The organism is Pseudomonas sp. NFACC45, from assembly GCF_900113505.1.
Lineage (GTDB): Bacteria > Pseudomonadota > Gammaproteobacteria > Pseudomonadales > Pseudomonadaceae > Aquipseudomonas > Aquipseudomonas tehranensis.
In genome coordinates this window covers 195,969-219,132 of the sequence record NZ_FOPO01000013.1, presented here as the reverse complement: position 1 = coordinate 219,132, position 23,164 = coordinate 195,969, and the positions used below count along the sequence as shown (strand labels likewise).

The 23,164-nt window shown below is 60.5% G+C and carries 17 protein-coding genes; 7 read left to right on the top strand and 10 right to left on the bottom strand.

Annotation, left to right across the window (positions count from 1 at the left end):
- Positions 1-109 precede the first annotated feature (109 nt).
- From BM132_RS23605 to BM132_RS23590, 4 genes are all read right to left on the bottom strand, one after another.
- A complete protein-coding gene (locus tag BM132_RS23605; protein WP_047227205.1) occupies positions 110-346 on the bottom strand; it encodes a DUF1653 domain-containing protein in 237 nt (78 codons plus the stop codon).
- A 107-nt stretch (positions 347-453) separates the two neighbouring features.
- Complete coding sequence (gene fadA, locus BM132_RS23600; protein ID WP_025212747.1) at positions 454-1,629, bottom strand: acetyl-CoA C-acyltransferase FadA; 1,176 nt, start codon at positions 1,627-1,629, stop codon at positions 454-456.
- Positions 1,630-1,659: 30 nt separating this feature from the next.
- Positions 1,660-3,807 (bottom strand): fatty acid oxidation complex subunit alpha FadB, encoded by a 2,148-nt coding sequence (gene fadB, locus BM132_RS23595; protein ID WP_092459091.1) that lies wholly within the window; start codon positions 3,805-3,807, stop codon positions 1,660-1,662.
- Positions 3,808-4,393: 586 nt separating this feature from the next.
- Positions 4,394-4,831 carry a hypothetical protein gene (locus BM132_RS23590; RefSeq protein WP_092403109.1) on the bottom strand — a complete coding sequence of 146 codons (438 nt, stop codon included), beginning with the start codon at positions 4,829-4,831 and terminating at the stop codon, positions 4,394-4,396.
- A 110-nt stretch (positions 4,832-4,941) separates the two neighbouring features.
- Between BM132_RS23590 and BM132_RS23585 the strand changes: the two genes are divergently transcribed.
- On the top strand, positions 4,942-5,382 hold the full coding sequence (locus tag BM132_RS23585) for a universal stress protein (RefSeq protein ID WP_092459089.1): 441 nt from the start codon (positions 4,942-4,944) through the stop codon (positions 5,380-5,382).
- 134 nt (positions 5,383-5,516) lie between these two features.
- Here BM132_RS23585 and BM132_RS23580 read toward each other — a convergent pair whose 3' ends face one another.
- Positions 5,517-7,436, bottom strand: coding sequence for an ATP-binding cassette domain-containing protein (locus tag BM132_RS23580; RefSeq protein ID WP_092459087.1), 1,920 nt, complete (start codon positions 7,434-7,436; stop codon positions 5,517-5,519).
- A 213-nt stretch (positions 7,437-7,649) separates the two neighbouring features.
- Between BM132_RS23580 and BM132_RS23575 the strand changes: the two genes are divergently transcribed.
- Complete coding sequence (locus BM132_RS23575; protein ID WP_092459085.1) at positions 7,650-9,578, top strand: transglycosylase SLT domain-containing protein; 1,929 nt, start codon at positions 7,650-7,652, stop codon at positions 9,576-9,578.
- Between the two features lie 153 nt (positions 9,579-9,731).
- Here the strand turns inward: BM132_RS23575 and BM132_RS23570 are convergent, their stop codons facing one another.
- A complete protein-coding gene (locus BM132_RS23570) occupies positions 9,732-10,760 on the bottom strand; it encodes a Fic family protein (RefSeq protein WP_092459136.1) in 1,029 nt (342 codons plus the stop codon).
- A 60-nt stretch (positions 10,761-10,820) separates the two neighbouring features.
- A complete protein-coding gene (locus BM132_RS23565) occupies positions 10,821-12,590 on the bottom strand; it encodes an ABC transporter transmembrane domain-containing protein (protein WP_092459083.1) in 1,770 nt (589 codons plus the stop codon).
- A gap of 259 nt (positions 12,591-12,849) precedes the next feature.
- Here BM132_RS23565 and BM132_RS23560 point away from each other — a divergent pair, with 259 nt between their 5' ends.
- A complete protein-coding gene (locus tag BM132_RS23560) occupies positions 12,850-13,029 on the top strand; it encodes a PA1571 family protein (RefSeq protein WP_003199629.1) in 180 nt (59 codons plus the stop codon).
- A gap of 250 nt (positions 13,030-13,279) precedes the next feature.
- On the opposite strand, the gene pdxB is transcribed toward BM132_RS23560, so the two are convergent.
- Complete coding sequence (pdxB, locus tag BM132_RS23555; RefSeq protein ID WP_092459081.1) at positions 13,280-14,422, bottom strand: 4-phosphoerythronate dehydrogenase PdxB; 1,143 nt, start codon at positions 14,420-14,422, stop codon at positions 13,280-13,282.
- A gap of 346 nt (positions 14,423-14,768) precedes the next feature.
- Here pdxB and BM132_RS23550 point away from each other — a divergent pair, with 346 nt between their 5' ends.
- Positions 14,769-16,172 (top strand): MATE family efflux transporter, encoded by a 1,404-nt coding sequence (locus BM132_RS23550; protein WP_092459079.1) that lies wholly within the window; start codon positions 14,769-14,771, stop codon positions 16,170-16,172.
- Here BM132_RS23550 and tusA read toward each other — a convergent pair.
- Positions 16,169-16,420, bottom strand: coding sequence for a sulfurtransferase TusA (gene tusA, locus BM132_RS23545; RefSeq protein WP_063322194.1), 252 nt, complete (start codon positions 16,418-16,420; stop codon positions 16,169-16,171). The genes BM132_RS23550 and tusA overlap by 4 nt on opposite strands.
- Positions 16,421-16,608: 188 nt before the next feature.
- A complete protein-coding gene (gene rlmM, locus BM132_RS23535; RefSeq protein ID WP_092459075.1) occupies positions 16,609-17,682 on the bottom strand; it encodes a 23S rRNA (cytidine(2498)-2'-O)-methyltransferase RlmM in 1,074 nt (357 codons plus the stop codon).
- 172 nt (positions 17,683-17,854) lie between these two features.
- On the opposite strand from rlmM, the gene acnA reads away from it, so the two are divergent.
- From acnA to BM132_RS23520, 3 genes are all read left to right on the top strand, one after another.
- Positions 17,855-20,596 carry an aconitate hydratase AcnA gene (gene acnA / locus BM132_RS23530; protein WP_092459073.1) on the top strand — a complete coding sequence of 914 codons (2,742 nt, stop codon included), beginning with the start codon at positions 17,855-17,857 and terminating at the stop codon, positions 20,594-20,596.
- Positions 20,597-20,709: 113 nt separating this feature from the next.
- Positions 20,710-21,498 carry a CPBP family intramembrane glutamic endopeptidase gene (locus tag BM132_RS23525; protein WP_092459071.1) on the top strand — a complete coding sequence of 263 codons (789 nt, stop codon included), beginning with the start codon at positions 20,710-20,712 and terminating at the stop codon, positions 21,496-21,498.
- 78 nt (positions 21,499-21,576) lie between these two features.
- Positions 21,577-23,142, top strand: a complete 1,566-nt coding sequence (locus tag BM132_RS23520; protein ID WP_092403077.1) for a methyl-accepting chemotaxis protein — start codon at positions 21,577-21,579, stop codon at positions 23,140-23,142.
- The last annotated feature ends 22 nt before the right edge of the window (positions 23,143-23,164 follow it).

Below are 23,164 nucleotides of genomic sequence, written 5' to 3'. Positions count from 1 at the left end.
GAAAATTCCTGAATTCTAAAAAGTGAAAGGCGGTTGGCGCCTGACGCGGCACCGCTATATATAGTGGCTGCAAGGTGAGGTCAAGCGCAGGGTTGCCGCGGTATCGGCCTCAAGGCTTGGAAAAAAGGCTCTCTTCGGCCTGCACCAAAGCAAAGCGTGGCACCTGCTCGCCGTCAACTTCGACAGACTCCTGGAACATGCTCAACGGCCGCACCCAAAAGCCGTAATCGCCATACAGGGCTTGATAGAAGACCACTTCTTCCTCGGTCTCGGAATGCCGCGCAATGCTGAATACGCGGTACTGCGGACCTTTGTAATGTTGGTAGAGCCCAGGTTGTATCGGCATGTCTTGGCCCTCTCTCAAATTTTTTCAAAATAAAAACAAAATTTTTTACTAAACCCGGGAAAAACAAAAACCGGGGCACTTGGCCCCGGCTTCCATCGACGTAACGCTTAGACGCGTTCGAAGACAGTGGCGATGCCCTGGCCGAGACCAATGCACATAGTGGACACCCCAAAGGTGCCGCCGTTCTGCTTCATGACGTTGAGCAGCGTGCCGGAGATACGCGCACCGGAGCAACCGAACGGGTGACCCAGGGCGATCGCGCCGCCGTGCAGGTTAACCTTCTCGTTCATCTTGTCGAGCACTTTCAGATCTTTCAGCACTGGCAGGGCCTGTGCGGCGAAAGCTTCGTTGAGCTCGAAGAAGTCGATATCGGAAATGCTCAGACCTGCACGCTTCAAGGCTTTCTGCGTCGCCGGTACTGGACCATAGCCCATGATTGCCGGGTCAACACCGGCCACGGCCATCGAACGAATCACCGCCATCGGCTGGATGCCCAGGTCCTGGGCACGCTGGGCCGACATCACGATCATGCACGAAGCACCGTCGGTGATCTGCGAAGACGTACCGGCAGTCACGGTGCCGCCCTTTGGATTGAAGGCCGGCTTGAGGGCCGCCAGGCTTTCCAGGGTGGTTTCCGGACGAATGGTTTCGTCGTAGTCGAACAGTTTCAGGAAACCGTTCTCGTCATAGCCCTGCATCGGGATGATTTCGTCCTTGAACTTGCCTTCCACGGTCGCCTTGTGGGCGAGTTGGTGGGAGCGCACGCCAAAGGCGTCCTGCTGTTCGCGGGTGATGCCGTGCATTTTGCCGAGCATTTCCGCGGTCAGGCCCATCATGCCCGAGGCTTTTGCCGCGTACAGCGACATATGCGGGTTCGGATCGACGCCGTGCATCATGCTTACGTGGCCCATGTGCTCGACACCGCCGACGACGAACACATCACCGTTGCCGGTCATGATCGCCTGAGCAGCGGTATGCAGCGCGCTCATGGACGAACCGCACAGACGGCTGACGGTCTGGCCGGCCGCGGTGTGAGGGATCTGGGTCATCAGCGAGGCCATGCGGGCAATGTTCCAGCCCTGCTCCAGGGTCTGGTTCACACAGCCCCAGATCACGTCTTCGACTTCGTTGGGGTCGACCTTGACGTTGCGTTCCAGCAGCTTGCTGATCAGGTGCGCCGACATGTCTTCGGCGCGGGTGTTGCGGTGCATGCCGCCCTTGGAGCGGCCCATCGGCGTACGACCGAAGTCGACAATCACGACGTCTCTAGGATTCAAGCTCATAAATGTTCTCTCGCTCTAGTCGTTGGGCGCTTAACCGAAGAAGCTCTGGCCGTTCTTGGCCATTTCACGCAGCTTCGCGGTCGGGTGGTACAGCGCGCCCAAATCAGCGTACTGGTCTGCCAGGGCAACGAACTGGGCTACACCGATCGAATCGATGTAGCGCAGCGCGCCGCCACGGAATGGAGGGAAACCGATACCGTAGACCAGACCCATGTCGGCTTCGGCGGCGGTTTCAACAATGCCGTCCTCCAGGCAACGCACGGTTTCGAGGCACAGCGGGATCATCATCCAGTTGATGATGTCTTCGTCGGTGACTTCGCGCTGCTCGTAGACGATCGGCTTGAGCACTTCCAGCACCGACGAATCGGCCACTTTCTTCTGCTTGCCGCGCTTGTCGGTTTCGTAGGCGTAGAAACCCTTGCCGTTCTTCTGGCCCAGGCGCTTGGCTTCGTAGAGCACGTCGACGGCCGACCGGCGGTCGTCTTTCATGCGGTCCGGGAAGCCTTCAGCCATGACGTCACGACCATGGTGGCCGGTGTCGATGCCGACCACGTCCATCAGGTACGCCGGACCCATTGGCCAGCCGAATTTTTCCATGATCTTGTCGATGCGCACAAAGTCCACACCGGCGCTGACCAGCTTGGCGAAACCGCCGAAGTACGGGAACAGTACGCGGTTGACCAAAAAGCCTGGGCAGTCATTGACGACGATCGGGTTCTTGCCCATTTTCTTGGCGTAGGCGACGGTGGTGGCGATCGCTTGTTCGCTGGACTTCTCGCCTCGGATCACTTCCACCAGCGGCATCATGTGCACCGGGTTGAAGAAGTGCATGCCGACGAAGTTTTCCGGACGCTTGAGGGCCTTGGCCAGCAGCGAGATGGAGATGGTCGAGGTGTTCGAAGCGAGGATGGTGTCCTCTTTGACCTTGTCTTCGACTTCAGCCAGTACCGCCTGCTTGACCTTCGGGTTCTCGACAACGGCTTCGACCACCAGGTCGACATGGCCGAAATCGCCGTAGGACAGGGTTGGACGAATGCCGTTGAGCACTTCGGCCATCTTCGCCGCGGTCATGCGACCTTTATCGACGCGGCCAACCAGCAGCTTGGCCGCCTCGGCCAGGCCTTGTTCGATACCGTGTTCGTTGATGTCTTTCATCAGGATCGGCGTGCCTTTGGACGCCGACTGGTAGGCGATACCGCCACCCATGATACCGGCGCCGAGTACGGCGGCCTGCTTCACGTCACGGGCAATTTCGTCGTAGGCCTTGGCCTTTTTCTTCAGTTCCTGGTCATTGAGGAACAGACCGATCAGGCTTTGTGCAGCCGAGGTCTTGGCCAGTTTGACGAAGCCGGCGGCTTCGACTTCCAGGGCCTTGTCGCGACCGAAGTTCGCGGCTTTCTGGATGGTCTTGATCGCTTCGACCGGCGCCGGGTAGTTCGGGCCAGCTTGACCGGCGACGAAACCCTTGGCGGTTTCGAAAGCCATCATTTGCTCGATGGCGTTGAGCTTGAGCTTTTCCAGCTTCGGCTGGCGCTTGGCCTTGTAATCGAACTCGCCACTGATGGCGCGCTTGAGCGTTTCAAGGGCCGCTTCCTGGAGTTTGCCAGGCTCGACCACGGCATCCACGGCGCCGACTTTCAGCGCGTCTTCAGCACGGTTTTCCTTGCCGGCGGCAATCCACTCGATGGCGTTGTCGGCACCGATGAGGCGCGGCAGACGCACGGTACCGCCAAAGCCCGGGTAGATGCCCAGCTTGACTTCCGGCAGGCCGATCTTGGCCGTGCTGGACATGACGCGGTAATCCGCTGCCAGGCACATCTCGAGGCCGCCACCCAGGGCGATGCCGTTGATGGCCGCGACGGTCGGTACGTTGAGGTCTTCGAAGTCGCTGAAAATACGGTTCGCTTCGAGGTTGCCAGCGATCAGTTCGGCATCGGGCAGCTTGAAGTTATCGACGAATTCGGTGATGTCGGCGCCGACGATGAAGACGTCCTTGCCACTGCTGACGATCACACCCTTGATCGAAGCATCTGCCTTGATAGTGTCCACGGCCTGACGCAGTTCATTCAGGGTTAGACGGTTGAACTTGTTGACGGACTCACCCTTGAGATCGAACTTCAGTTCGACGATGCCACTTTCAAGAGCCTTAACCGTGATGGCTTTACCTTCGTAAATCATCAACTGATCTCCACGATATGGAAGCTGAACAGTACACGTTGAACGCTGACTGCTGGTTCGGCATTGACGTTACCGCCGATGCTACGCCAATCCGCCAGGCACACCCGTCAACGCGATAGTCGGGGTTCTGTAGGAACGTTCGGAAAATACAAACGCTCAATTCATACGCCCGTTTGATTTGGGTACGCCACCTTCACGGAATTTCCGACAATTGTCAATCGCCCTAAACAGGGGCTTGAACGCGACTTCCCGGTCATTTGCGTACCGCACGGATCCGCAACACGGCGCTGCATACAGGGCCATTCATAGAATCAATATTTAGAAAAGTCGCCCTAATTCCATGCACGTCGGACTCAACCGGCTAAGCTGGCGGGAACGCTTTTAAATCTTTGGAGAAGGACGTTTCGAACGAACGCCCCGCAAACAGCTTCGATTACCGGCCTGCCTGGCCAACCCGCCCGATGAGACTGTCGGGCTTTTTTATGGGCATAGACGCTGTCGGAACCTGCGATCTTTTGGTCGCCCAGGGCTCAATCGCTTGGGGAAAGATCGCAGCCTCGCTTCGCTCGACAGCTCCTACAGCGTTTCAGGCCAGCGCCTTCAGCACCGAGGAAATCTCCTGCAAAACACTCGCCTCACCCTTCTCGCCCCAATACAAGGCGATCATTTGCCCGTCGGCTTCAATTTTGTAGACGTTGGCTGGCAATTTTTCGAAATGATTGAGCAACGACTCATCCTGGCAGACTTCGCGCCACTGATTGACCCATACGCCCGGCGCGGTTTGCCAGTAGGTCCAGATAGCCGGCTGCTTGCCCCGTCGGGGCCGATGGTACTGAGCGCAGGGGTTTGGCGCCTGTTGCCCGAGCCAGTGAGGCCACTCCTGACGCGCCAGTTGCATGGCCAGGCCAAGGCGCCGCGCCTCCATGCGCAACGCCATGCGACCGTTCTGAACACGGGACGGGCGCAACCATGCCAGGGGGCTTAATACCACCAACAGGATTGACAGCACTATCCAGACCGTCATATTCGTACTCCCCGAATTCTGATGAGCCCTTTGACGATTGACCCACGTCGCCGTCAATGCGCTTGAAACCAGCCATACTTACCGTATCGCAATTCTCTGGAGTACCTTCCATGTACTACGCACACGCCCTGGTCGCCGTCGACCTCACTGAAGAATGTGATCCCGTCGTCAAGCGTGCTCTGGCCCTTTGCGAAGGTCGAGACACCAAACTGTCGCTGGTTCACATCGTCGAACCCATGGCCATGGCCTTCGGTGGTGATGTGCCGATGGACCTTTCCCAGTTGCAACAACAACAATTCGATCAAGCCAAGGAACGCCTTGACCGGCTGATCGTGAAATACCCAGCCCTGAAAAAGGAATACAGCCACCTGACCTACGGCCAGCCGCGCCAGGAAATCCATCACCTGGCCAAGGAACAGGGTTGCGACCTGATCGTCGTGGGCAGCCATGGTCGTCATGGCCTGGCACTGCTGTTGGGCTCTACAGCCAACGACGTACTGCATGGCGCGCCTTGCGACGTGCTGGCCGTGCATCTGGTCAAGCGCAGCTGATTCATCCAAGGAAGTTCACTGAACCTGTGGCGAGGGAGCTTGCTCCCGCTGGGCTGCGTAGCGGCCCCTAGCGGTGAGTGCTTCGCACTCAAGCGGGAGCAAGCTCCCTCGCCACAGTCATTGAGCGTACGGGATCAAGCGTCCAGTTCAGCCCAGCGTTCGACCAATGCGTCCAGCTCGGCCTGCAACTGCTCCAGATGCGCGATCACCTTGGCAGTTTCGGTGGCAGGTCGCTGGTAGAAGCCGGCCTCGGCCATTTCAGCTTCCACCGCTGCGATCTGCTGTTCCTTCGCGTCGATATCACCCGGCAATGCTTCCAGCTCACGCTGCAACTTGTAGCTGAGCTTCTTTTTCGCCGGGGCCGGGGCCGCTGTGGCAGCCACCGGAGCAGGCTCGGCCTTGACCACCGCCGAATTCAGGTCGGCCTTGCCGGACTTGCTCTCCGTCACGCCCAACAGACGTGGCGAACCGCCCTGGCGCAGCCAGTCCTGATAACCACCGACGTATTCACGTACCAGGCCTTCGCCTTCGAACACCAGGGTGCTGGTGACCACGTTGTCGAGGAATGCCCGGTCGTGGCTGACCATCAGCACTGTGCCGTTGAAGGTCAGCAGCACCTCTTCCAGCAACTCGAGGGTTTCCACGTCCAGGTCGTTGGTCGGTTCGTCGAGCACCAGCAGGTTCGCCGGTTTGCTGAACAGTTTGGCCAGCAGCAGACGGGCACGCTCACCGCCGGACAGCGCCTTGACCGGGGTACGGGCACGCTGGGGGCTGAACAGGAAGTCGCCCAGATAGCTCAACACATGGCGGCTCTGGCCATCGATGTCGATGAAATCGCGGCCTTCGGCAACGTTGTCGATGACGGTTTTTTCAAGGTCCAACTGATGGCGCAACTGGTCGAAGTAGGCGACGTCGATCTTCGTGCCCTCCTCCACCTTGCCATTGGTCGGTACGAGGCCGCCGAGCATCAGCTTGAGCAAGGTGGTCTTGCCGGTGCCGTTGGCGCCCAGCAGGCCAATGCGGTCACCACGCTGCAGCACCATGGAAAAGTCCTTGATCAGGAACGGGCCGCCAGGGTGCGCAAAACTCACGTTCTCAAGCACCATCACCTGCTTGCCGGACTTGTCGGCGGTATCCAGCTGAATATTGGCCTTGCCGGTGCGTTCGCGACGCTCACTGCGTTCCATGCGCAGCGCCTTGAGCGCCCGTACGCGGCCTTCGTTGCGGGTGCGACGGGCCTTGATACCCTGGCGAATCCAGACTTCTTCCTGGGCCAGCTTCTTGTCGAACAGCGCGTTCGCGGTTTCTTCTGCCGCCAGCGCCGCTTCCTTGTGCACCAGGAAGCTGGCGTAGTCGCCGTTCCAGTCGATCAGGCCGCCGCGATCCAGTTCGAGGATACGGGTCGCCAGGTTTTGCAGGAAAGAACGGTCGTGCGTGATAAACAGCACCGCGCCCTGGAAATCCTTCAGGGCCTCTTCAAGCCAGGCGATGGCGCCGATGTCCAGGTGGTTGGTGGGTTCGTCGAGCAGCAGCAGGTCCGGCTCGGACACCAAGGCCTGGGCCAACAACACCCGGCGACGCCAGCCACCGGACAACTCGGCCAGGGTCTTGTCGGCCGGCAGTTGCAGACGGCTCAGGGTGCTGTCCACCAACTGCTGCAGGCGCCAACCATCGCGGGCCTCGAGGTCGTGCTGCACATGCATCAACTTGTCCAGGTCGGCATCGGTGACGATGTTCTGGCTCAGGTGATGATACTCGGCCAGCAACGCGCCGACACCGTCCAGACCCTCGGCGACCACGTCGAACACCGTCCGCTCGTCGGCCACCGGCAGTTCCTGGGGCAATTCGCCGATTTTCAGGCCTGGTGCGCGCCAGACCGAGCCGTCATCGGGCTTCTGATCGCCCTTGACCAGCTTCATCATGCTGGACTTGCCAGTGCCGTTGCGGCCGATGATGCACACCCGCTCACCACGGGCGATCTGCCAGGACACCTTGTCCAACAACGGCATAGCGCCGAAAGCAAGGGACACATCGCTGAATTTGAGCAGGGTCATGAGCTTCTCCAAAAACCGGGCGCGCATTCTACCTGAGATGAGGCCCCAGAAGTCCGCCAATTTCGCCACTGAAGCACTCTGCATAACAAATGTTGCGAACTTGTGCGGATGCCCCCGCAAAGCTTTCGCCCATTGCTGGCAAAAGGCTAAGCTACAGACAGTTACCCTGGGTCAAACCTTGGGCTTGTCATGTTTTTTCTGCCCGGACGTATCATGCGCAGTCGCCTTTTCAGTGTTTTATCTTGCTTGTTTGTATGTGCCACTGCCGTTCAAACCGCCGAGGCGGTGGATATTTCCACCCAGCGCCAGTATTACGATGAAGCCAAGCGCGCCTTGGCCAAAGGTGATTCCGGCCCCTATTTTCGCTACAGCCAGGCCCTGCGTGATTACCCGCTGGAACCCTACCTGGCCTACGACGAACTGACCGCTCGCCTCAAGAGCGCCAGCAATGCCGAAATCGAGAAATTTCTCGCCGAGCATGGCGACCTGCCCCAGGCCAACTGGATGAAATTGCGCTGGTTGCGCTGGCTGGCCGACCGTGGCGATTGGGCGACCTTCGTCAAGTACTACGACTCCAAGCTCAACTTCACCGAACTGGACTGTCTCAACGCCCAATATCAGCTCAGTCATGGTCTCAAGGCCGAAGGCTACGCCAACACCGAAAAGCTTTGGCTCACCGGCAAATCCCAACCGGCCGCATGCGATGCGCTGTTCGGCCTGTGGGCGACCCAGGGCCAGCTGACTGAACAGAAGCGCTGGGAGCGCGCCAAACTGGCCGCCCAGGCCCGCAATTACCCACTGGCCAAAAGCCTGATCAGCGGCCTGACTACCCTTGCCCCTCGCGGCCAACTGCTGCTGGACGTGGCGCAAAAACCGGAACTGCTCAATCAACCATCGCGCTTCAGCCCGGCCGATGAGCCGATGGCCGATATCGTCAGCCTCGGCTTGCGGCGCCTGGCTCGCCAGGATCCAGAGAAAGCCATGGCGCTGCTGGACGGCTACGCCAGTTCCATGCACTTTTCCAAGAACGAAAAAGTAGCCATCGCCCGGGAAATAGGCCTGACCCTGGCCAAGCGCTTCGACAGTCGCGCCCTGGGCGTGATGACAAAATATGACCCGGAACTGCGCGACGATACCGTCTCGGAATGGCGCTTGCGCCTGCTGTTGCGCCTGGCCCGCTGGGACGACGCCTATGAGTTGACCCGCCGCCTGCCCGAGACGCTGGCCAGCACCAGTCGCTGGCGTTACTGGCAGGCCCGCAGCCTGGAGCTGGCGCAGCCTCAGAATCCCGAGGCACTGACGCTTTACAAGCATCTGGCCCGTGAGCGGGACTTCTACGGTTTCCTCGCCGCCGACCGCTCCCAATCACCCTACTCGCTCAACAACAAGCCGCTGGTGATGAGCCAGGCGCTGATCAATAAAGTGCGCAACACGCCGGGTATTCGTCGCGCCCTGGAGTTTCATGCCCGAGGTCAGATCGTCGACGGTCGCCGCGAGTGGTATCACGTCACTCGCCATTTCAACCGGGACGAGATGGTCGCCCAGGCGAAACTGGCCTACGACCTGAAATGGTACTTCCCGGCGATCCGCACCATCAGCCAGGCCAAGTATTGGGACGACCTGGATATTCGCTTCCCAATGGCCTACCGCGACACCCTGGTGCGTGAAGCCAAGGTGCGCGGCCTGCATTCAAGCTGGGTGTTCGCCATCACTCGACAGGAAAGTGCCTTCATGGAAGATGCGCGCTCCGGTGTCGGCGCCAGCGGCCTGATGCAGTTGATGCCGGCCACCGCCAAGGAAACCGCGCGCAAGTTCAACATCCCGCTGGCCTCGCCCAAGCAAGTGCTGAACCCGGACAAAAACATCCAGCTGGGCGCGGCGTACCTGAGTCAGGTTCACAGCCAGTTCAACGGCAACCGCGTCCTGGCCTCCGCCGCCTACAACGCCGGCCCCGGTCGGGTGCGTCAGTGGCTGCGCGGTGCCGACCACCTGAGCTTCGATGTCTGGGTGGAAAGCATCCCCTTCGACGAAACCCGGCAATACGTGCAGAACGTGTTGTCGTACTCGGTGATCTACGGCCAGAAACTCAACTCGCCGCAACCGCTGGTGGACTGGCATGAGCGGTATTTTGATGATCAGTAGGCGTTAGCGACAGGCGTTAAGCCTCAAGCGGCAAGCTGTTCCTGAACAGCAAAAAATGCCCGTATCGAAAGATGCGGGCATTTTTTTGGTTGGTTGCGGGGACTTGTGGGAGCGGGCTTGCTCGCTCCCACAGTGCTTGTGTGCGGGCAGAATTCAACCAGCCTGCACGCAAGCCCGCTTACCCGACTGAGTAAGGCGATACCGCTGTGCTGGGCTGTTGGGGGATTCGGGGTCAGTCATTTCGACCAAGCCGGCGGCTAATGCCGGCTTGAGATAGTTCCCCCTGAAAGTGGCCTTGTGTGCCAGTCCCAACTGCCCCATCAACTCACTGATCTTAAGTGAAGCGCCGCCACGCAACGCCAGAAGCAGCCGTGCTACTTGGTCGGTTACTGGGTCGGTTACTGGGTCGGTCAGTGGTTCGTTACGAATGGCTTCCCCGAGGGCCACACACAGTGCTTGCAGCATGAACTCCACAAAAGGTGTCGCCTCAGCCAAACGATCGGCAGCCGATAGTGCAGCGTAGTAGGCGTCTTGCTGCTCGCGGATGACCGCCTCAACCGGCAGATAAGCCAGGACCGCTCTCCAACGGCTGAGAATCAAGGTTTGCCAAAGACGCCCCATTCGCCCATTCCCGTCTGCAAAAGGGTGAATGAACTCGAATTCATAATGGAAAACACAGCTGATTATCAATGGATGCCAATCGCTCGATCCGGCCCATTCCAGCAGATCGTCAATCAAATGCGTCACGCGACTGGGAGGTGGTGCCATGTGCACCAACTGATCGCCCCGATAAATGCCTACACCAGCACGACGTAGCTGTCCGGCATCATCAATCAAACCCTGCATCAATAGTTCATGCGCCCTGAGCAGGTCGATCCGACAATCAGGCTGCCATCCAGGCATTGCTTCGTAGGCGGCAAAAGCATTGCGAACCTCCTGGATTTCACGGGGCAAACCCAACACCCTTTGTCCGGCAAGAACAGCGGTTACCTGCTCGATGCTCAGGGTATTGTTCTCGATCGCCAAGGACGCCTGGATCGTGCGAATACGATTCCCTCGACGCAGTTGCGGTGTCTGTCGATTATCGCCGACAGCCGATAGCTGACCGATCTGCTCGCTGATATCGGCAATCAATCCCAGTATTCGGGTCGTCAGGGTCAACGGTGGCGTGTAACGACTCATACCCTCATCCAGGCAGACATACAGGTCGACATAATGCCTCAAACACGCCGGTGTCAGCATTCATTGAGCTGGCTCGCCTTGCTGATTGAACTGCAACGCCGCCAGCCTTGCATACAGGACATTGCTGGCGACCAGTTCCTGATGGGTGCCCACGGCAACCACCTTGCCCTGGTCCATCACTGCGATCCGGTCGGCATTTTTCACTGTGGCCAGGCGGTGGGCGATGACCAGGGTGGTGCGATTTTTCATCAGGCTGGGCAGCGCTTGCTGGATCAAGTGTTCGCTTTGCGCGTCGAGGGCACTGGTGGCTTCGTCCAATAGCAGGATCGGCGCGTCCACCAGCAGCGCCCGGGCGATGGCCAGGCGTTGGCGTTGCCCCCCGGATAACCCCATACCGCCGTCACCCAGGTGGGTCTGGTAACCCTCCGGCATTTTTTCGATGAAATCGTGGGCGTGGGCGATCTGCGCGGCTTCGCGCACCTGCTCGGCCGTCGCCTCGGGGTTGCCGTAGCGGATGTTCTCTTCAACCGTGCCGAAAAACAGGGCCGGGTTCTGCGAAACCAGGGCGAAATGACGACGCAGGTCCAGCGGATCAAGTTGGGTCAGCGGTACATCGTCAATGAGGATCTGCCCTTGCGCAGGGTCGTAGAAACGCAGCAGCAGGTCATACACCGTGGATTTCCCGGCACCGGACGGCCCGACCAGGGCCAGGGTCTCGCCAGCCTGGACGCTCAGGTCCAGGCCGTCGACCGCATAGCTGTCCGGCCGGGAAGGATAAGAGAAGCGCACGCCTTCGAGACGCAGATCACCCCGTACCCGCTCAGGCAAGGTCATCAGGCCAGAAACCGGCGGCTGGATGATATTTTCCGAGCGTAGCAATTCGGCGATGCGCTCAGCCGCGCCGGCCGCCCGTTGCAACTCTCCGATGACTTCGCTCAGGGTGCCGAAGGCGCTGCCGACAATCAGGCTGTAGAACACAAACGCCGCCAGCTCACCACCGGAAATTCGCCCGGCGATCACGTCCATGCCCCCGACCCAGAGCATCACCCCCACCGCCCCCAGCACCAGCACGATCACCAGTGTGATCAGCCAGGCCCGCTGGGCGATGCGCTTGCGGGCGGTGTCGAAGGCCTGCTCCACGGTCACGGCAAAGCGTCGTTCATCCTGGACCTGATGGTTGTAGGCCTGCACGGTTTTGATCTGGCCGAGCGTCTCGGAGACGTAGCTGCCGACATCGGCAATGCGGTCCTGACTCTGGCGCGACAGGCTGCGCACTCGCCGCCCGAATATCAGGATCGGCGCCAAGACCAACGGCAGTGCGATCACCACGATACTGGTGAGTTTGGGGTTGGTGATGAACAACAACACAATGCCGCCGACCACCATCAAGGCGTTGCGCAAAAATAGCGACAACGACGAGCCGATCACTGACTGCAACAACGTCGTATCGGCGGTCAGACGCGACTGGATTTCCGAGCTGCGGTTGTTCTCGTAAAAGCCCGGGTGCAAATACACCAGATGGTTGAAGACCTGCCGGCGGATATCGGCCACCACTCGCTCGCCAATCCAGGACACCAGGTAGAAACGGGAAAAAGTGCCGATCGCCAATCCCACCACAAGCACCATGAACAGGCCAATGGACTGATTGAGCAGGTGCGGGGAGCGCGTCATGAAACCCTGGTCCACCAGCAACCGGATGCCCTGTCCCATGGACAAGGTGATACCAGCGGTGACGATAAGCGCCAGCAAGGCGCCCGCCACCTGCTTGCGATAGGGCGCAATGAAGCCACTGGCCAGGCGTATGGCACGGCGTTGTTGGGAAGAGAGCATCAGAAAGCACCCGATAATGCAGCAGGAAATGGACCGTCCGACGGCACCGAGGCGCAGCGGAACTTGGTTGAATCAGAATGAGTCAGGTTAAATATGACCGTAGCGACTAGAGGCTAGATGTTATCGGTCTAAAGTCTGGCTGGAAACGCGTCTGTGTTTCTGATTGAGTGGAGCTGTCGCCTTGAACCTACAAGGAGTGTCATGGCTCGGTCACCTGGCGACACTAAAATAGGCACACAACCTGATGAGGAGACAGGCCATGTCCTTGCAACACAGCAGCGACGACAAGATTCAAGTGATCCGCACGCAACCGGACCAGTCTCTGGGCTGCTCGTTCATCGACGCCCAAGGGCGCGAAGTACCGATCACCGAAGACATGATCCAGAAAGCCTGCAGCGAGCTGGAAAAACGACTGGTCAAACCTGCCGAACAAAAGTGATACAGCCCGTCTTCATTGAACCCGACCTTGATGTCGGGTTTTTTATGCCCGCAGCCTCTGCGGACTCTTGAGGGTTGGCTCTTGCTCCCGCTGGACTGCGCTGTGTAGGAGCTGCCGAAGGCTGCGATCTTTTGATCTTTTGATCTTTCGCTTGATACTCAACTGCTTTGGAAAGATCGCAGCCTCGCTTCGCTCGACAGCTCCTACACAGCGCAGCCGAGCGGGAGCAAGCTCCCTCGCCACAAGACGATTAAAGGGTGGTGGCACCCAGAGCGCTCACGATCTGTTGCAACGCCGGCGACTGCCCCTCGATGCAAACCTTCAAGCCGTCGATTTCCCGACGCGGCGGATAATGCTTGCGCAGGGCATCAAAAGCGCTGCGTTGTTCGCTGACGGTTCCCACCAGACTGCGACGAAAATCCGCATCGTCGCGGCGTGGGTCGTACACGCCACGGCACAGCATCGCCAGTGCCCAGGCAGGATCCGTCTCAGCGTCCAGCGTGATGCCACCCAGCCATGGTCGGGGCAGCAGATCGCTCAACCGGACCGCAACCGGTTGCTCGAGGAATGCGCACAAGGATTCGTAGATCTGCGCCGTACCACGCTGGCGACCATCGAGGCTGTAGCCGGCAATGTGCGGGGTGGCGATCACACACAGGTCAGCCAGATCCGCATCGACAGTCGGCTCATGCTCCCAGACATCCAGCACCGCTTGCAGGTCTTCGCGCTCCAGCAACACCTCGCGCAGCGCTGTGTTGTCGATCACCGGTCCACGGGCCGCATTAATCAGCCAGGTACCGGGCTGGAGCCGGCGCAGGCGTTGCTCATCGAACAGGTGCCAGGTCGGTTGCGCGCCGTCGCGAGTCAACGGTGTGTGCAGGCTGATCACATCGCACTGTTCGATGATCTGCTCCAGACTCACATAATCGCCGCCTTCGGCAGCCTGACGGGGTGGGTCGCAGACTTTCACCGTCCAACCCAGGCCCTTGAGCACCTCAATCAACCGCCCGCCCACCTGCCCGGCACCGACCACACCAAAGGTGCGCTGCTTGAGGTTCGCGCCTTCGATTTCAGCCAGGGTCATCAGACTGCCCAGCACGTAGTCCACCACGCCACGGGCGTTACAACCCGGTGCGCTGGCCCAGCGAATACCGGCCTCGGTGAAGTAATCCAGATCCAGGTGATCGGTGCCAATGGTGCAGGTGCCGACGAAACGCACCTTGCTGCCTTCCAGCAGCGTGCGATTGACCTGGGTGACGGAGCGCACCAGCAACACATCGGCCTGCTCGACCATCCCCCGGTCGATGCCCCGCCCCGGGACCCGGCGGATTTCACCCAAACCTTGGAAAAACGCATCGAGCAGGGGAATATTTTCGTCGGCGACGATCAGCATGGCAGAGCTCCTTTGGCGGGACGGGCAGTGTAGGCGTTCCGTTAGGCCTGTGCATTACCCGAAGCGAATGATGTTGTGGCAAGGGAGCTTGCTCCCGCTGGACCTGTAGGAGCTGCCGAAGGCTGCGATCTTTTTCTTACACTTAAATCTCAAGTGAAAAATCAAAAGATCGCAGCCTTCGGCGGCTCCTACAGTACAGCCGAGCGGGAGCAAGCTCCCTCGCCACAACAGCATTCGCATGGCTGAGCGAACGATTACAAATCCACAACACAGGTTTTTTCCTGACCACTGTGTCAAGGCGTAGAATGCGCCGCCTCGCGCTTCTCTTTTTTCGGACGTTTGGCCTGTGAATCCTGTGATCGACTACACCACCCCCCTCTCCCGCCCGGCCCGGGTTCGTCTGGAGCTCAAGACGCTGCTGGCCCTGGCATTGCCGATCATGGTGGCGCAGTTGGCGACCACTGCCATGGGCTTTGTCGACGCGGTGATGGCCGGGCGGGTCGGGCCACGGGACCTGGCGGCGGTGGCCCTGGGCAATTCGATCTGGGTGCCGGTGTTCCTGTTGATGACCGGCACACTGTTGGCCACCACGCCGAAAGTCGCCCAGCGCTTCGGCGCCGGCACGTTCGACGAAATTGGTCCGCTGGTGCGCCAGGCGTTGTGGCTTGCGCTGGTGGTGGGATTGATCGCGACGCTGGCGCTGCTCGGCGCCGAACCGATCCTGCACATCATGAACGTGGATCCCGAACTGATCGGACCTTGCATGGAGTACCTGCAAGGCATCGCCACCGGCCTGCCGGCGGTGGCCCTGTATCACGTGCTTCGCTGCTTCAGCGACGGCCTGGGCCGAACGCGACCGGCGATGGTGCTGGGTTTGTGCGGGCTGGCGCTGAACATTCCGCTCAATTACATCTTCATTTACGGGCATCTGGGCCTGCCCGCCATGGGCGGCGTCGGTTGCGGCTGGGCCACGGCTCTGGTGATGTGGTTCATGGCCCTGGGCATGGCCGGTTGGGCGCGCTGGGCGCCGGCCTACCAGTCGAGCCGGCTATTCAACCGCTTCGACTGGCCACAATGGACCGTCATCAAGCGCCTGCTGGGCATCGGCCTGCCGATTGGCATCGCGGTGTTTGCCGAATCGAGCATTTTTGCGGTGATTGCCCTGCTGATCGGCAGCCTCGGCGCCACCGTGGTGGCCGGGCACCAGATCGCCCTGAACTTCAGCTCCCTGGTGTTCATGATTCCCTATTCGTTGGGCATGGCTGTGACGGTGCGGGTCGGCCAGGCCCTGGGCCGGCGCCAGCCTCGCGAAGCGCGCTTCGCCGCCGGGGTCGGCATGGGAACGGCGCTGGCGTATGCCTGCTTGTCGGCGAGCCTGATGTTCTGGCTGCGCGGGCCCATCGCGGCGATCTATACCGGCGATCCGGTGGTGATCGAAGTGGCGTCAATGCTGATCGTCTATGCGGCGTTGTTTCAGTTTTCCGATGCGATTCAGGTCACAGCGGCAGGCGCATTGCGCGGCTACCAGGACACCCGGGTGACGATGATCCTGACGCTGTTCGCCTATTGGGGCATTGGCCTGCCCGTGGGTTACATCCTGGGCCTGACCGACTGGCTCGGCGCGGCCAGCGGCCCGAGTGGCTTGTGGCAGGGCCTGATCGTGGGCTTGAGCTGCGCGGCGCTGATGCTGTCGATTCGCCTGGCCCGCAGCGCACGCAAGCAGATCCGCATCAGTCGTTCGGCGGACTAAGCGAGCTTCTTGCGGATCCAGTAGAGGTACGTGCCAGCCTCCTCATGCTGGGCCACCAGCTCGTGATCGAGAAACACGCAAAACTTGGGGATGTCACGGCGGGTCGACGGGTCGGTGGCGATCACCTTCAGCAATCCGCCGGGGGCCAGGTCGCGGATATGCTGGTGCAGCATCATCACCGGCTCCGGGCAATTGAGGCCCGTGGCATCCAGCGTGCCGTCGACCGGCGTATCGTTCATTTCACTCATGTTCTACTCCTGAAACTGGCGGGCATTGTCGCGCAATGTCGGTTCGCGGTCACCCCTGGCTTAACGCCGTCCCCTGTGGGAGCGAGCCTGCTCGCGATAGCGTCGGGCCAACCAACATTGATGTCCACTGATACACCGCTATCGCGAGCAGGCTCGCTCCCACAGGGGATTTCATTGTCCTTAGGGGATTAGCGAGACTTGGACTTTTTCGTGTCCAGCCGCCGCAGATGACACGTCACTTCCTCACGGTCATGGTATAGCTGCTTGCAGCCGATCTCGACCTTGATGCCCCGGGCCTTGAAGCCGTCGGCGATACGTTCGAGCAGGCGTTTCACTTCGGCGTAACGCTGCTTCATCGGCAGCTTGAGGTTGACCACCGCCTCGCGGCAGTGCCCTTCGCCGATCCACTCTTCCAGCATCGCCGCATTACGCGCCGGCTTCTCGACGATGTCACAGACCATCCAGTCCACCGGCTGCTTGGGCTTGAAGGTAAAGCCGTCCGCCATCAGGTGCTGTACAAGACCGGTGTCCATCAGGCTTTCGGCCATCGGCCCGTTGTCGATGGCCGTCACCAGCATGCCGCGGTTGACCAGTTGCCAGGTCCAGCCGCCCGGCGCGGCGCCGAGGTCCACACCGGTCATGTCGCTGTGCAGGCGCTCGTCCCACTGATCCCGAGGAATAAAGTGGTGCCAGGCCTCTTCCAGCTTGAGGGTGGACCGGCTCGGTGCCTCGCGAGGAAATTTCAGGCGTGGAATGCCCATCGGCCACATGGCCGAATTATCGGGCTGCGCCAGGCCCAGGAACACTTCGCGACCGCTCTTGAAGGTCAACAGCAGGCGCGGCTTGTGCGGGTCATCCACCAGTTTGCCGGCGCCGGTCAGCGCCTTGCGCAGCGGCCCTTCGAATTTTTTGCAGAAGTTCGACAGTTCCTTACCGTCATTGGTGTCCACCACCTCCAGCCACAGGCTGCCGCAGGTCGGGAAATCGGCCATGTGGGCCAGGATGACACTGATGCGGTCGGTTTCCGGCAGATCGATGAAGGTGCCGCGCGCCCACTGACGCGGAAAAATCAGCTCGGCGAAACGCTGGCCGCGCATCAGTCGCTCGGCGCCGTCGTCTTCGGTGCAGACAAATTCGGCGCAGGCGCTGGCCGGCTTGGCCTTGGCGTAGCCGGCCACGTTCAGCCGTGCGGCGTGTTCGGCGATCTCGGAACAGACCTCGCCTTCGAAACCTGGTCGGCAGTGCATGAAAAGCGTGTTCATTGAAACTCCGTAGCAAAGCCTGTCACGAAAACCGGCGCATGATAGCGGAGTTCGGAACCCCAAACCTGCTCGTAGAGTCCAGTGATTAGTCATACGTTCAAAACAGGGCTAGGTTAAAGGCTCTGTCCGTCCCGTCAGTCCGTAGCCGTGCGGACTCAAAGGAGTCATTTCAATGCCGTCCCTCGATAGCCTGAAAACCCTTAAAACGCTGCAAGTCGACGCCAGGATTTACCACTATTTCAGCCTGCCGGACGCCGCCCGAAGCCTGGGAGACCTGGACCGGTTGCCCATGTCCCTCAAGGTACTGCTGGAGAACCTGCTGCGCTGGGAAGATGAAAAAACGGTCACCGGCACCGATCTCAAGGCCCTCGCCGGCTGGCTGAAGGAGCGTCGTTCCGACCGGGAAATTCAATACCGTCCTGCTCGGGTACTGATGCAAGACTTCACTGGCGTCCCGGCCGTGGTCGATCTGGCCGCCATGCGCGCCGCCATGGAAAAGGCCGGTGGCGATCCGCAGCGGATCAACCCGCTCTCACCCGTGGACCTGGTGATCGACCATTCAGTGATGGTGGACAATTTCGCCAGCAGCCAGGCGTTCGAACGGAACGTCGATATCGAAATGCAGCGCAACGGGGAGCGTTATGCTTTCCTGCGTTGGGGCCAGAGCGCCTTCGACAACTTCAGCGTGGTGCCGCCGGGCACCGGCATCTGCCACCAGGTCAATCTCGAATACCTGGGCCGCACCGTGTGGACAAAAGAGGAAGACGGACGGACCTACGCGTTCCCGGACACCTTGGTGGGCACCGACTCCCACACCACCATGATCAATGGCCTCGGTGTACTGGGCTGGGGCGTCGGTGGGATCGAGGCCGAAGCGGCCATGCTCGGCCAGCCGGTGTCGATGCTGATTCCAGAAGTCATTGGCTTCAAGCTCATCGGCAAGCTGCGCGAAGGCATCACCGCCACCGACCTGGTGCTGACGGTCACGCAAATGCTGCGCAAAAAAGGTGTGGTGGGAAAATTCGTCGAGTTCTATGGCGACGGCCTTGCCGACCTGCCGTTGGCCGATCGCGCTACCATCGCCAACATGGCCCCGGAATACGGCGCCACCTGCGGCTTCTTCCCGGTGGACGACGTGACCCTGGACTACTTGCGCCTGTCCGGACGTCCGACCGAAACCGTGAAGCTGGTGGAAGCCTATTGCAAGGCCCAGGGCCTGTGGCGGCTGCCCGGCCAGGAACCGGTATTCACCGACACACTGGAACTGGACATGGGTAGCGTCGAGGCCAGTCTCGCCGGGCCAAAGCGTCCTCAAGACCGGGTCTCGCTGCCGAATGTCGGCCAGGCGTTCAGTGACTTCCTGGGCCTGAACGTCAAACCCACCAGCAAAGAAGAAGGCCGCCTGGAAAGCGAAGGTGGTGGTGGGGTCGCGGTAGGCAACGCCGATCAGGTGGGGGAAAGCGAGTACGAATTCGAGGGCCAGACCCATCGCCTGAAAAACGGCGCGGTGGTGATTGCAGCCATTACCTCCTGCACCAACACCTCCAACCCCAGCGTGATGATGGCCGCCGGGCTGCTGGCGAAAAAAGCCGTGGAGAAAGGCCTGACCCGTAAGCCGTGGGTCAAGAGTTCCCTGGCGCCGGGTTCCAAGGTGGTCACCGATTACTACAAGGCCGCCGGGCTGACCGAGTACCTGGACAAACTGGGTTTCGATCTGGTGGGTTACGGCTGCACGACCTGCATCGGCAACTCGGGGCCATTGCCCGAGCCCATCGAAAAAGCCATCCAGAGCGCCGACCTGACGGTGGCCTCGGTGCTGTCGGGTAATCGTAATTTCGAAGGCCGCGTGCACCCGTTGGTCAAAACCAACTGGCTGGCGTCACCGCCCCTGGTGGTTGCCTATGCCCTGGCCGGCACGGTGCGCATCGACATCAGCAGTGAACCGCTGGGCAACGACCGCGACGGTAACCCGGTGTACCTGCGTGACATCTGGCCCAGCAGCCAGGAAGTCGCCAACGCGGTGGCCCAGGTGAACACCAGCATGTTCCACAAGGAATACGCCGCCGTGTTTGCCGGTGATGAGCAATGGCAGGCTATCGAGGTGCCGCAAGCGGCGACTTACGTCTGGCAATCGGATTCGACCTATATCCAGCACCCGCCGTTCTTCGAGAACATCAGTGGGCCGCCACCGGTCATCAAAAATATCGAAGGTGCAAAAATCCTGGCTTTGCTCGGCGACTCGGTGACCACCGACCACATCTCCCCGGCCGGCAACATCAAGACCGACAGCCCGGCCGGCCGCTATCTGCGCGAACAGGGCGTAGAGCCCCGGGACTTCAACTCCTACGGTTCAAGGCGCGGTAACCATCAGGTCATGATGCGCGGCACCTTCGCCAATATCCGCATCCGCAACGAAATGCTCGGCGGCGAAGAAGGCGGCAATACGATCTACATCCCCAGTGGCGAGAAAATGCCGATCTACGACGCCGCCATGTCGTATCAGGCCAGCGGCACGCCCCTGGTCGTGATCGCCGGGCAGGAATACGGCACTGGTTCGAGCCGGGACTGGGCAGCCAAGGGCACCAACCTGTTGGGGGTCAAGGCGGTGATCGCCGAGAGCTTCGAGCGCATCCACCGCTCCAACCTGGTGGGCATGGGCGTGCTGCCGTTGCAGTTCAAGCTCGATCAGAATCGCAAGAGCCTGAACCTCACTGGCAAGGAAACCCTGGACATCCTGGGCCTGAGCGACGTCGAACTGACGCCCCGCATGAACCTGCCGCTGGTCATCACCCGCGAAGACGGCCGTCAGGAGCGGATCGAAGTGTTGTGCCGGATCGATACCCTTAATGAGGTGGAGTACTTCAAGGCTGGGGGGATTTTGCACTACGTCCTACGGCAATTAATTGCGGGATAAAAAGAAGCGTCTTACAAAAACACCGCCTTTTATGGGCGGTGTTTTTGTATGGGTCTGCCTATAATCCCGCCCGTCTTGCCAGCTCAACCGCTTCCAATCTCCAAGGATGTGCTATGCCTGCCCTGCCCTGGCCATACCTGGCCTTTCTTTCCATCGGCTATGCCCTTGCCCTGGCCTTCGGCCAACTGGCCTGGACTGCTGCGATCTCGGTCGCGCTGTTGCTGTTCGCCGGGTATGCGGTGCGCCAGCAGCAGACGCCGGTTGGCCAGTTTCTCGGCCATGGCCTGTTTGTGGTGATGGCCCTGGCGCTGGCCTTGCACTGGATGCCTGGCTTCTTCAACGGTCGGGCGATCCCGCCGCAACGCTTCACCGATGATGCCGTGCCATTTGCCATGTACCTGAATCAGGACAAGCCGCTGATCGGCTTCTGGTTGCTGCTGGCGTGTCCCTGGATCGTCGGCAGGCGCACGTTTCGCCTGTCGGTACAGGCCACGGCCCTGGGCCTGACCCTCAGCGCCGTGCTGGCGCTGGGCGGGGCGATGCTGCTGGGAATGATCCATTGGGCACCGAAGTGGCCGGAACCGGCCTGGATATGGGTACTCAATAATCTTTTATTGGTGACGCTGGTGGAGGAAGCGCTGTTTCGTGGCTACATTCAGGGAGGCCTGAGCCGGCGCTTCAAGCATCTGAGCTATGGCGACAACCTGGCGCTGCTCCTGGCCTCGTTGCTGTTCGGCCTGGTGCATGCCGGGGCGGGATGGCAATGGGTGCTGCTGTCAGGCATGGCGGGGGTCGGTTACGGCCTCGCTTATCGTTTTGGTGGGCTGGGGGCGGCGATTGCCGCCCACTTTGGCCTCAATCTGCTTCATTTCGCCCTATTTACCTACCCGATGCTGGCGTGATACCGACCGGAAAAATAACTTCAATAAAAACCTGACGGCGCCGACAACCTTTCAAAGCCTTGCGGATCTACACACACCATGCGTAACAACCAGCCCGTCACACAACGCGAAAGGACCTTCCCGGCCCAACAACGACTGATTTCCACTACCGATGCCAAAGGTGTGATCACCTATTGCAACGACGCATTCGTTGAAATCAGCGGGTTTTCCAAAGAGGAACTGATCCGCGCGCCCCACAACCTGGTACGCCATCCCGATGTGCCGTCGGCCGTGTTCGCCCATATGTGGGACACGCTGAAACAAGGCTTGCCATGGATGGGCATCGTCAAGAATCGCTGCAAGAGCGGCGACCACTACTGGGTCAACGCCTACGTCACTCCCGTGTTCGAAGGCAACCAGGTGATCGGCTACGAGTCGGTGCGGGTCAAGCCCAGTGCCGAGCAGATCACTCGGGCCGAAGCGCTCTATCAACGTATCAACCAGGGTAAGCCGGCGATCCCGCCCAGCGACAAATGGTTACCGATCCTGCAGGACTGGCTGCCGTTTATCCTGGTCAGCCAGTTGAGCTTCGTCGTTGGTGCGTTTCTCAATTCCTCCTGGGGCTTTGCCCTGGCTGCCGCGCTCTCGGTGCCGCTGGGCCTGATGGGCTTGCAATGGCAGCAGCGCGGGATCAAGCGCCTGCTGCGCCTGGCCGAGCAAACCACCTCCGACCCGTTGATCGCCCGGATGTACACCGACAGCCGTGGCGTCCAGGCGCGTCTGGAGATGTCGATCCTCAGCCAGGAAGCTCGCCTGAAAACCTGCCTGACCCGATTGCAGGACACTGCCGAACACCTCAACGAGCAGGCGCGGCAGTCGAACTCGCTGGCCCATAACAGCTCCAGTGGGCTGGAACGCCAGCGAGTGGAGACCGAACAGGTGGCCACCGCCGTCAACGAGATGGCCGCGACGACCCAGGAAGTCGCCAGCCACGTGCAACGCACCGCCGACGCCACTCAGGAAGCCAATCGCCTGACCAGTCGTGGACGCGACATCGCCGGGGAAACCCGTGAAGCCATCGAGCGTTTGTCGGTGGTGGTGGGCGAGACCGGGCAGACCGTGACCCAGTTGGCCAAGGACAGCGACGAGATCGGTGGCGTGGTAGACGTGATCAAAGGCATTGCCGACCAGACCAACCTGCTGGCCCTCAACGCCGCCATCGAAGCGGCACGTGCCGGGGAAATGGGCCGCGGCTTTGCCGTGGTGGCGGACGAAGTGCGCCAACTGGCGCAACGTACCAGTGAGTCCACCGGGCAGATCCACGCCCTGATCGCCAAACTCCAGCAAACTGCCACCAATGCCGTGCAGACCATGGATGCCGGCCACCGCCAGGCCGAAGAAGGCGTGGCTCGGGTCATGGAAGCGGACGCGGCGCTGGTGGGCATCAGTGAGGCGGTGGCCAACATCACCGACATGACCACGCAGATCGCTGCCGCTACCGAGGAACAAAGCGCGGTGGCCGAGGAGATCAGCCGCAACATCAGCAACATCTCGGAACTGGCCGACCAGACCTCGGGCCAGGCCCATAGCTCGGCGCTGCTCAGCGAAGAACTGACCCGTACGGCCAATACGCAGTATTCGTTGGTGGAGCGGTTTAACCGCTGACAGAGGCCTGCCTCATGAGAAA

What these genes read in the sequence shown, in the direction of transcription:
- BM132_RS23605 (WP_047227205.1), bottom strand. Translation starts at nt 346, where the DNA reads ATGCCGATACAACCTGGGCTCTACCAACATTACAAAGGTCCGCAGTAC.
- fadA (WP_025212747.1), bottom strand. Translation starts at nt 1,629, where the DNA reads ATGAGCTTGAATCCTAGAGACGTCGTGATTGTCGACTTCGGTCGTACG.
- fadB (WP_092459091.1), bottom strand. Translation starts at nt 3,807, where the DNA reads ATGATTTACGAAGGTAAAGCCATCACGGTTAAGGCTCTTGAAAGTGGC.
- BM132_RS23590 (WP_092403109.1), bottom strand. Translation starts at nt 4,831, where the DNA reads ATGACGGTCTGGATAGTGCTGTCAATCCTGTTGGTGGTATTAAGCCCC.
- BM132_RS23585 (WP_092459089.1), top strand. Translation starts at nt 4,942, where the DNA reads ATGTACTACGCACACGCCCTGGTCGCCGTCGACCTCACTGAAGAATGT.
- BM132_RS23580 (WP_092459087.1), bottom strand. Translation starts at nt 7,436, where the DNA reads ATGACCCTGCTCAAATTCAGCGATGTGTCCCTTGCTTTCGGCGCTATG.
- BM132_RS23575 (WP_092459085.1), top strand. Translation starts at nt 7,650, where the DNA reads ATGCGCAGTCGCCTTTTCAGTGTTTTATCTTGCTTGTTTGTATGTGCC.
- BM132_RS23570 (WP_092459136.1), bottom strand. Translation starts at nt 10,760, where the DNA reads ATGAGTCGTTACACGCCACCGTTGACCCTGACGACCCGAATACTGGGA.
- BM132_RS23565 (WP_092459083.1), bottom strand. Translation starts at nt 12,590, where the DNA reads ATGCTCTCTTCCCAACAACGCCGTGCCATACGCCTGGCCAGTGGCTTC.
- BM132_RS23560 (WP_003199629.1), top strand. Translation starts at nt 12,850, where the DNA reads ATGTCCTTGCAACACAGCAGCGACGACAAGATTCAAGTGATCCGCACG.
- pdxB (WP_092459081.1), bottom strand. Translation starts at nt 14,422, where the DNA reads ATGCTGATCGTCGCCGACGAAAATATTCCCCTGCTCGATGCGTTTTTC.
- tusA (WP_063322194.1), bottom strand. Translation starts at nt 16,420, where the DNA reads ATGAGTGAAATGAACGATACGCCGGTCGACGGCACGCTGGATGCCACG.
- rlmM (WP_092459075.1), bottom strand. Translation starts at nt 17,682, where the DNA reads ATGAACACGCTTTTCATGCACTGCCGACCAGGTTTCGAAGGCGAGGTC.
- acnA (WP_092459073.1), top strand. Translation starts at nt 17,855, where the DNA reads ATGCCGTCCCTCGATAGCCTGAAAACCCTTAAAACGCTGCAAGTCGAC.
- BM132_RS23525 (WP_092459071.1), top strand. Translation starts at nt 20,710, where the DNA reads ATGCCTGCCCTGCCCTGGCCATACCTGGCCTTTCTTTCCATCGGCTAT.
- BM132_RS23520 (WP_092403077.1), top strand. Translation starts at nt 21,577, where the DNA reads ATGCGTAACAACCAGCCCGTCACACAACGCGAAAGGACCTTCCCGGCC.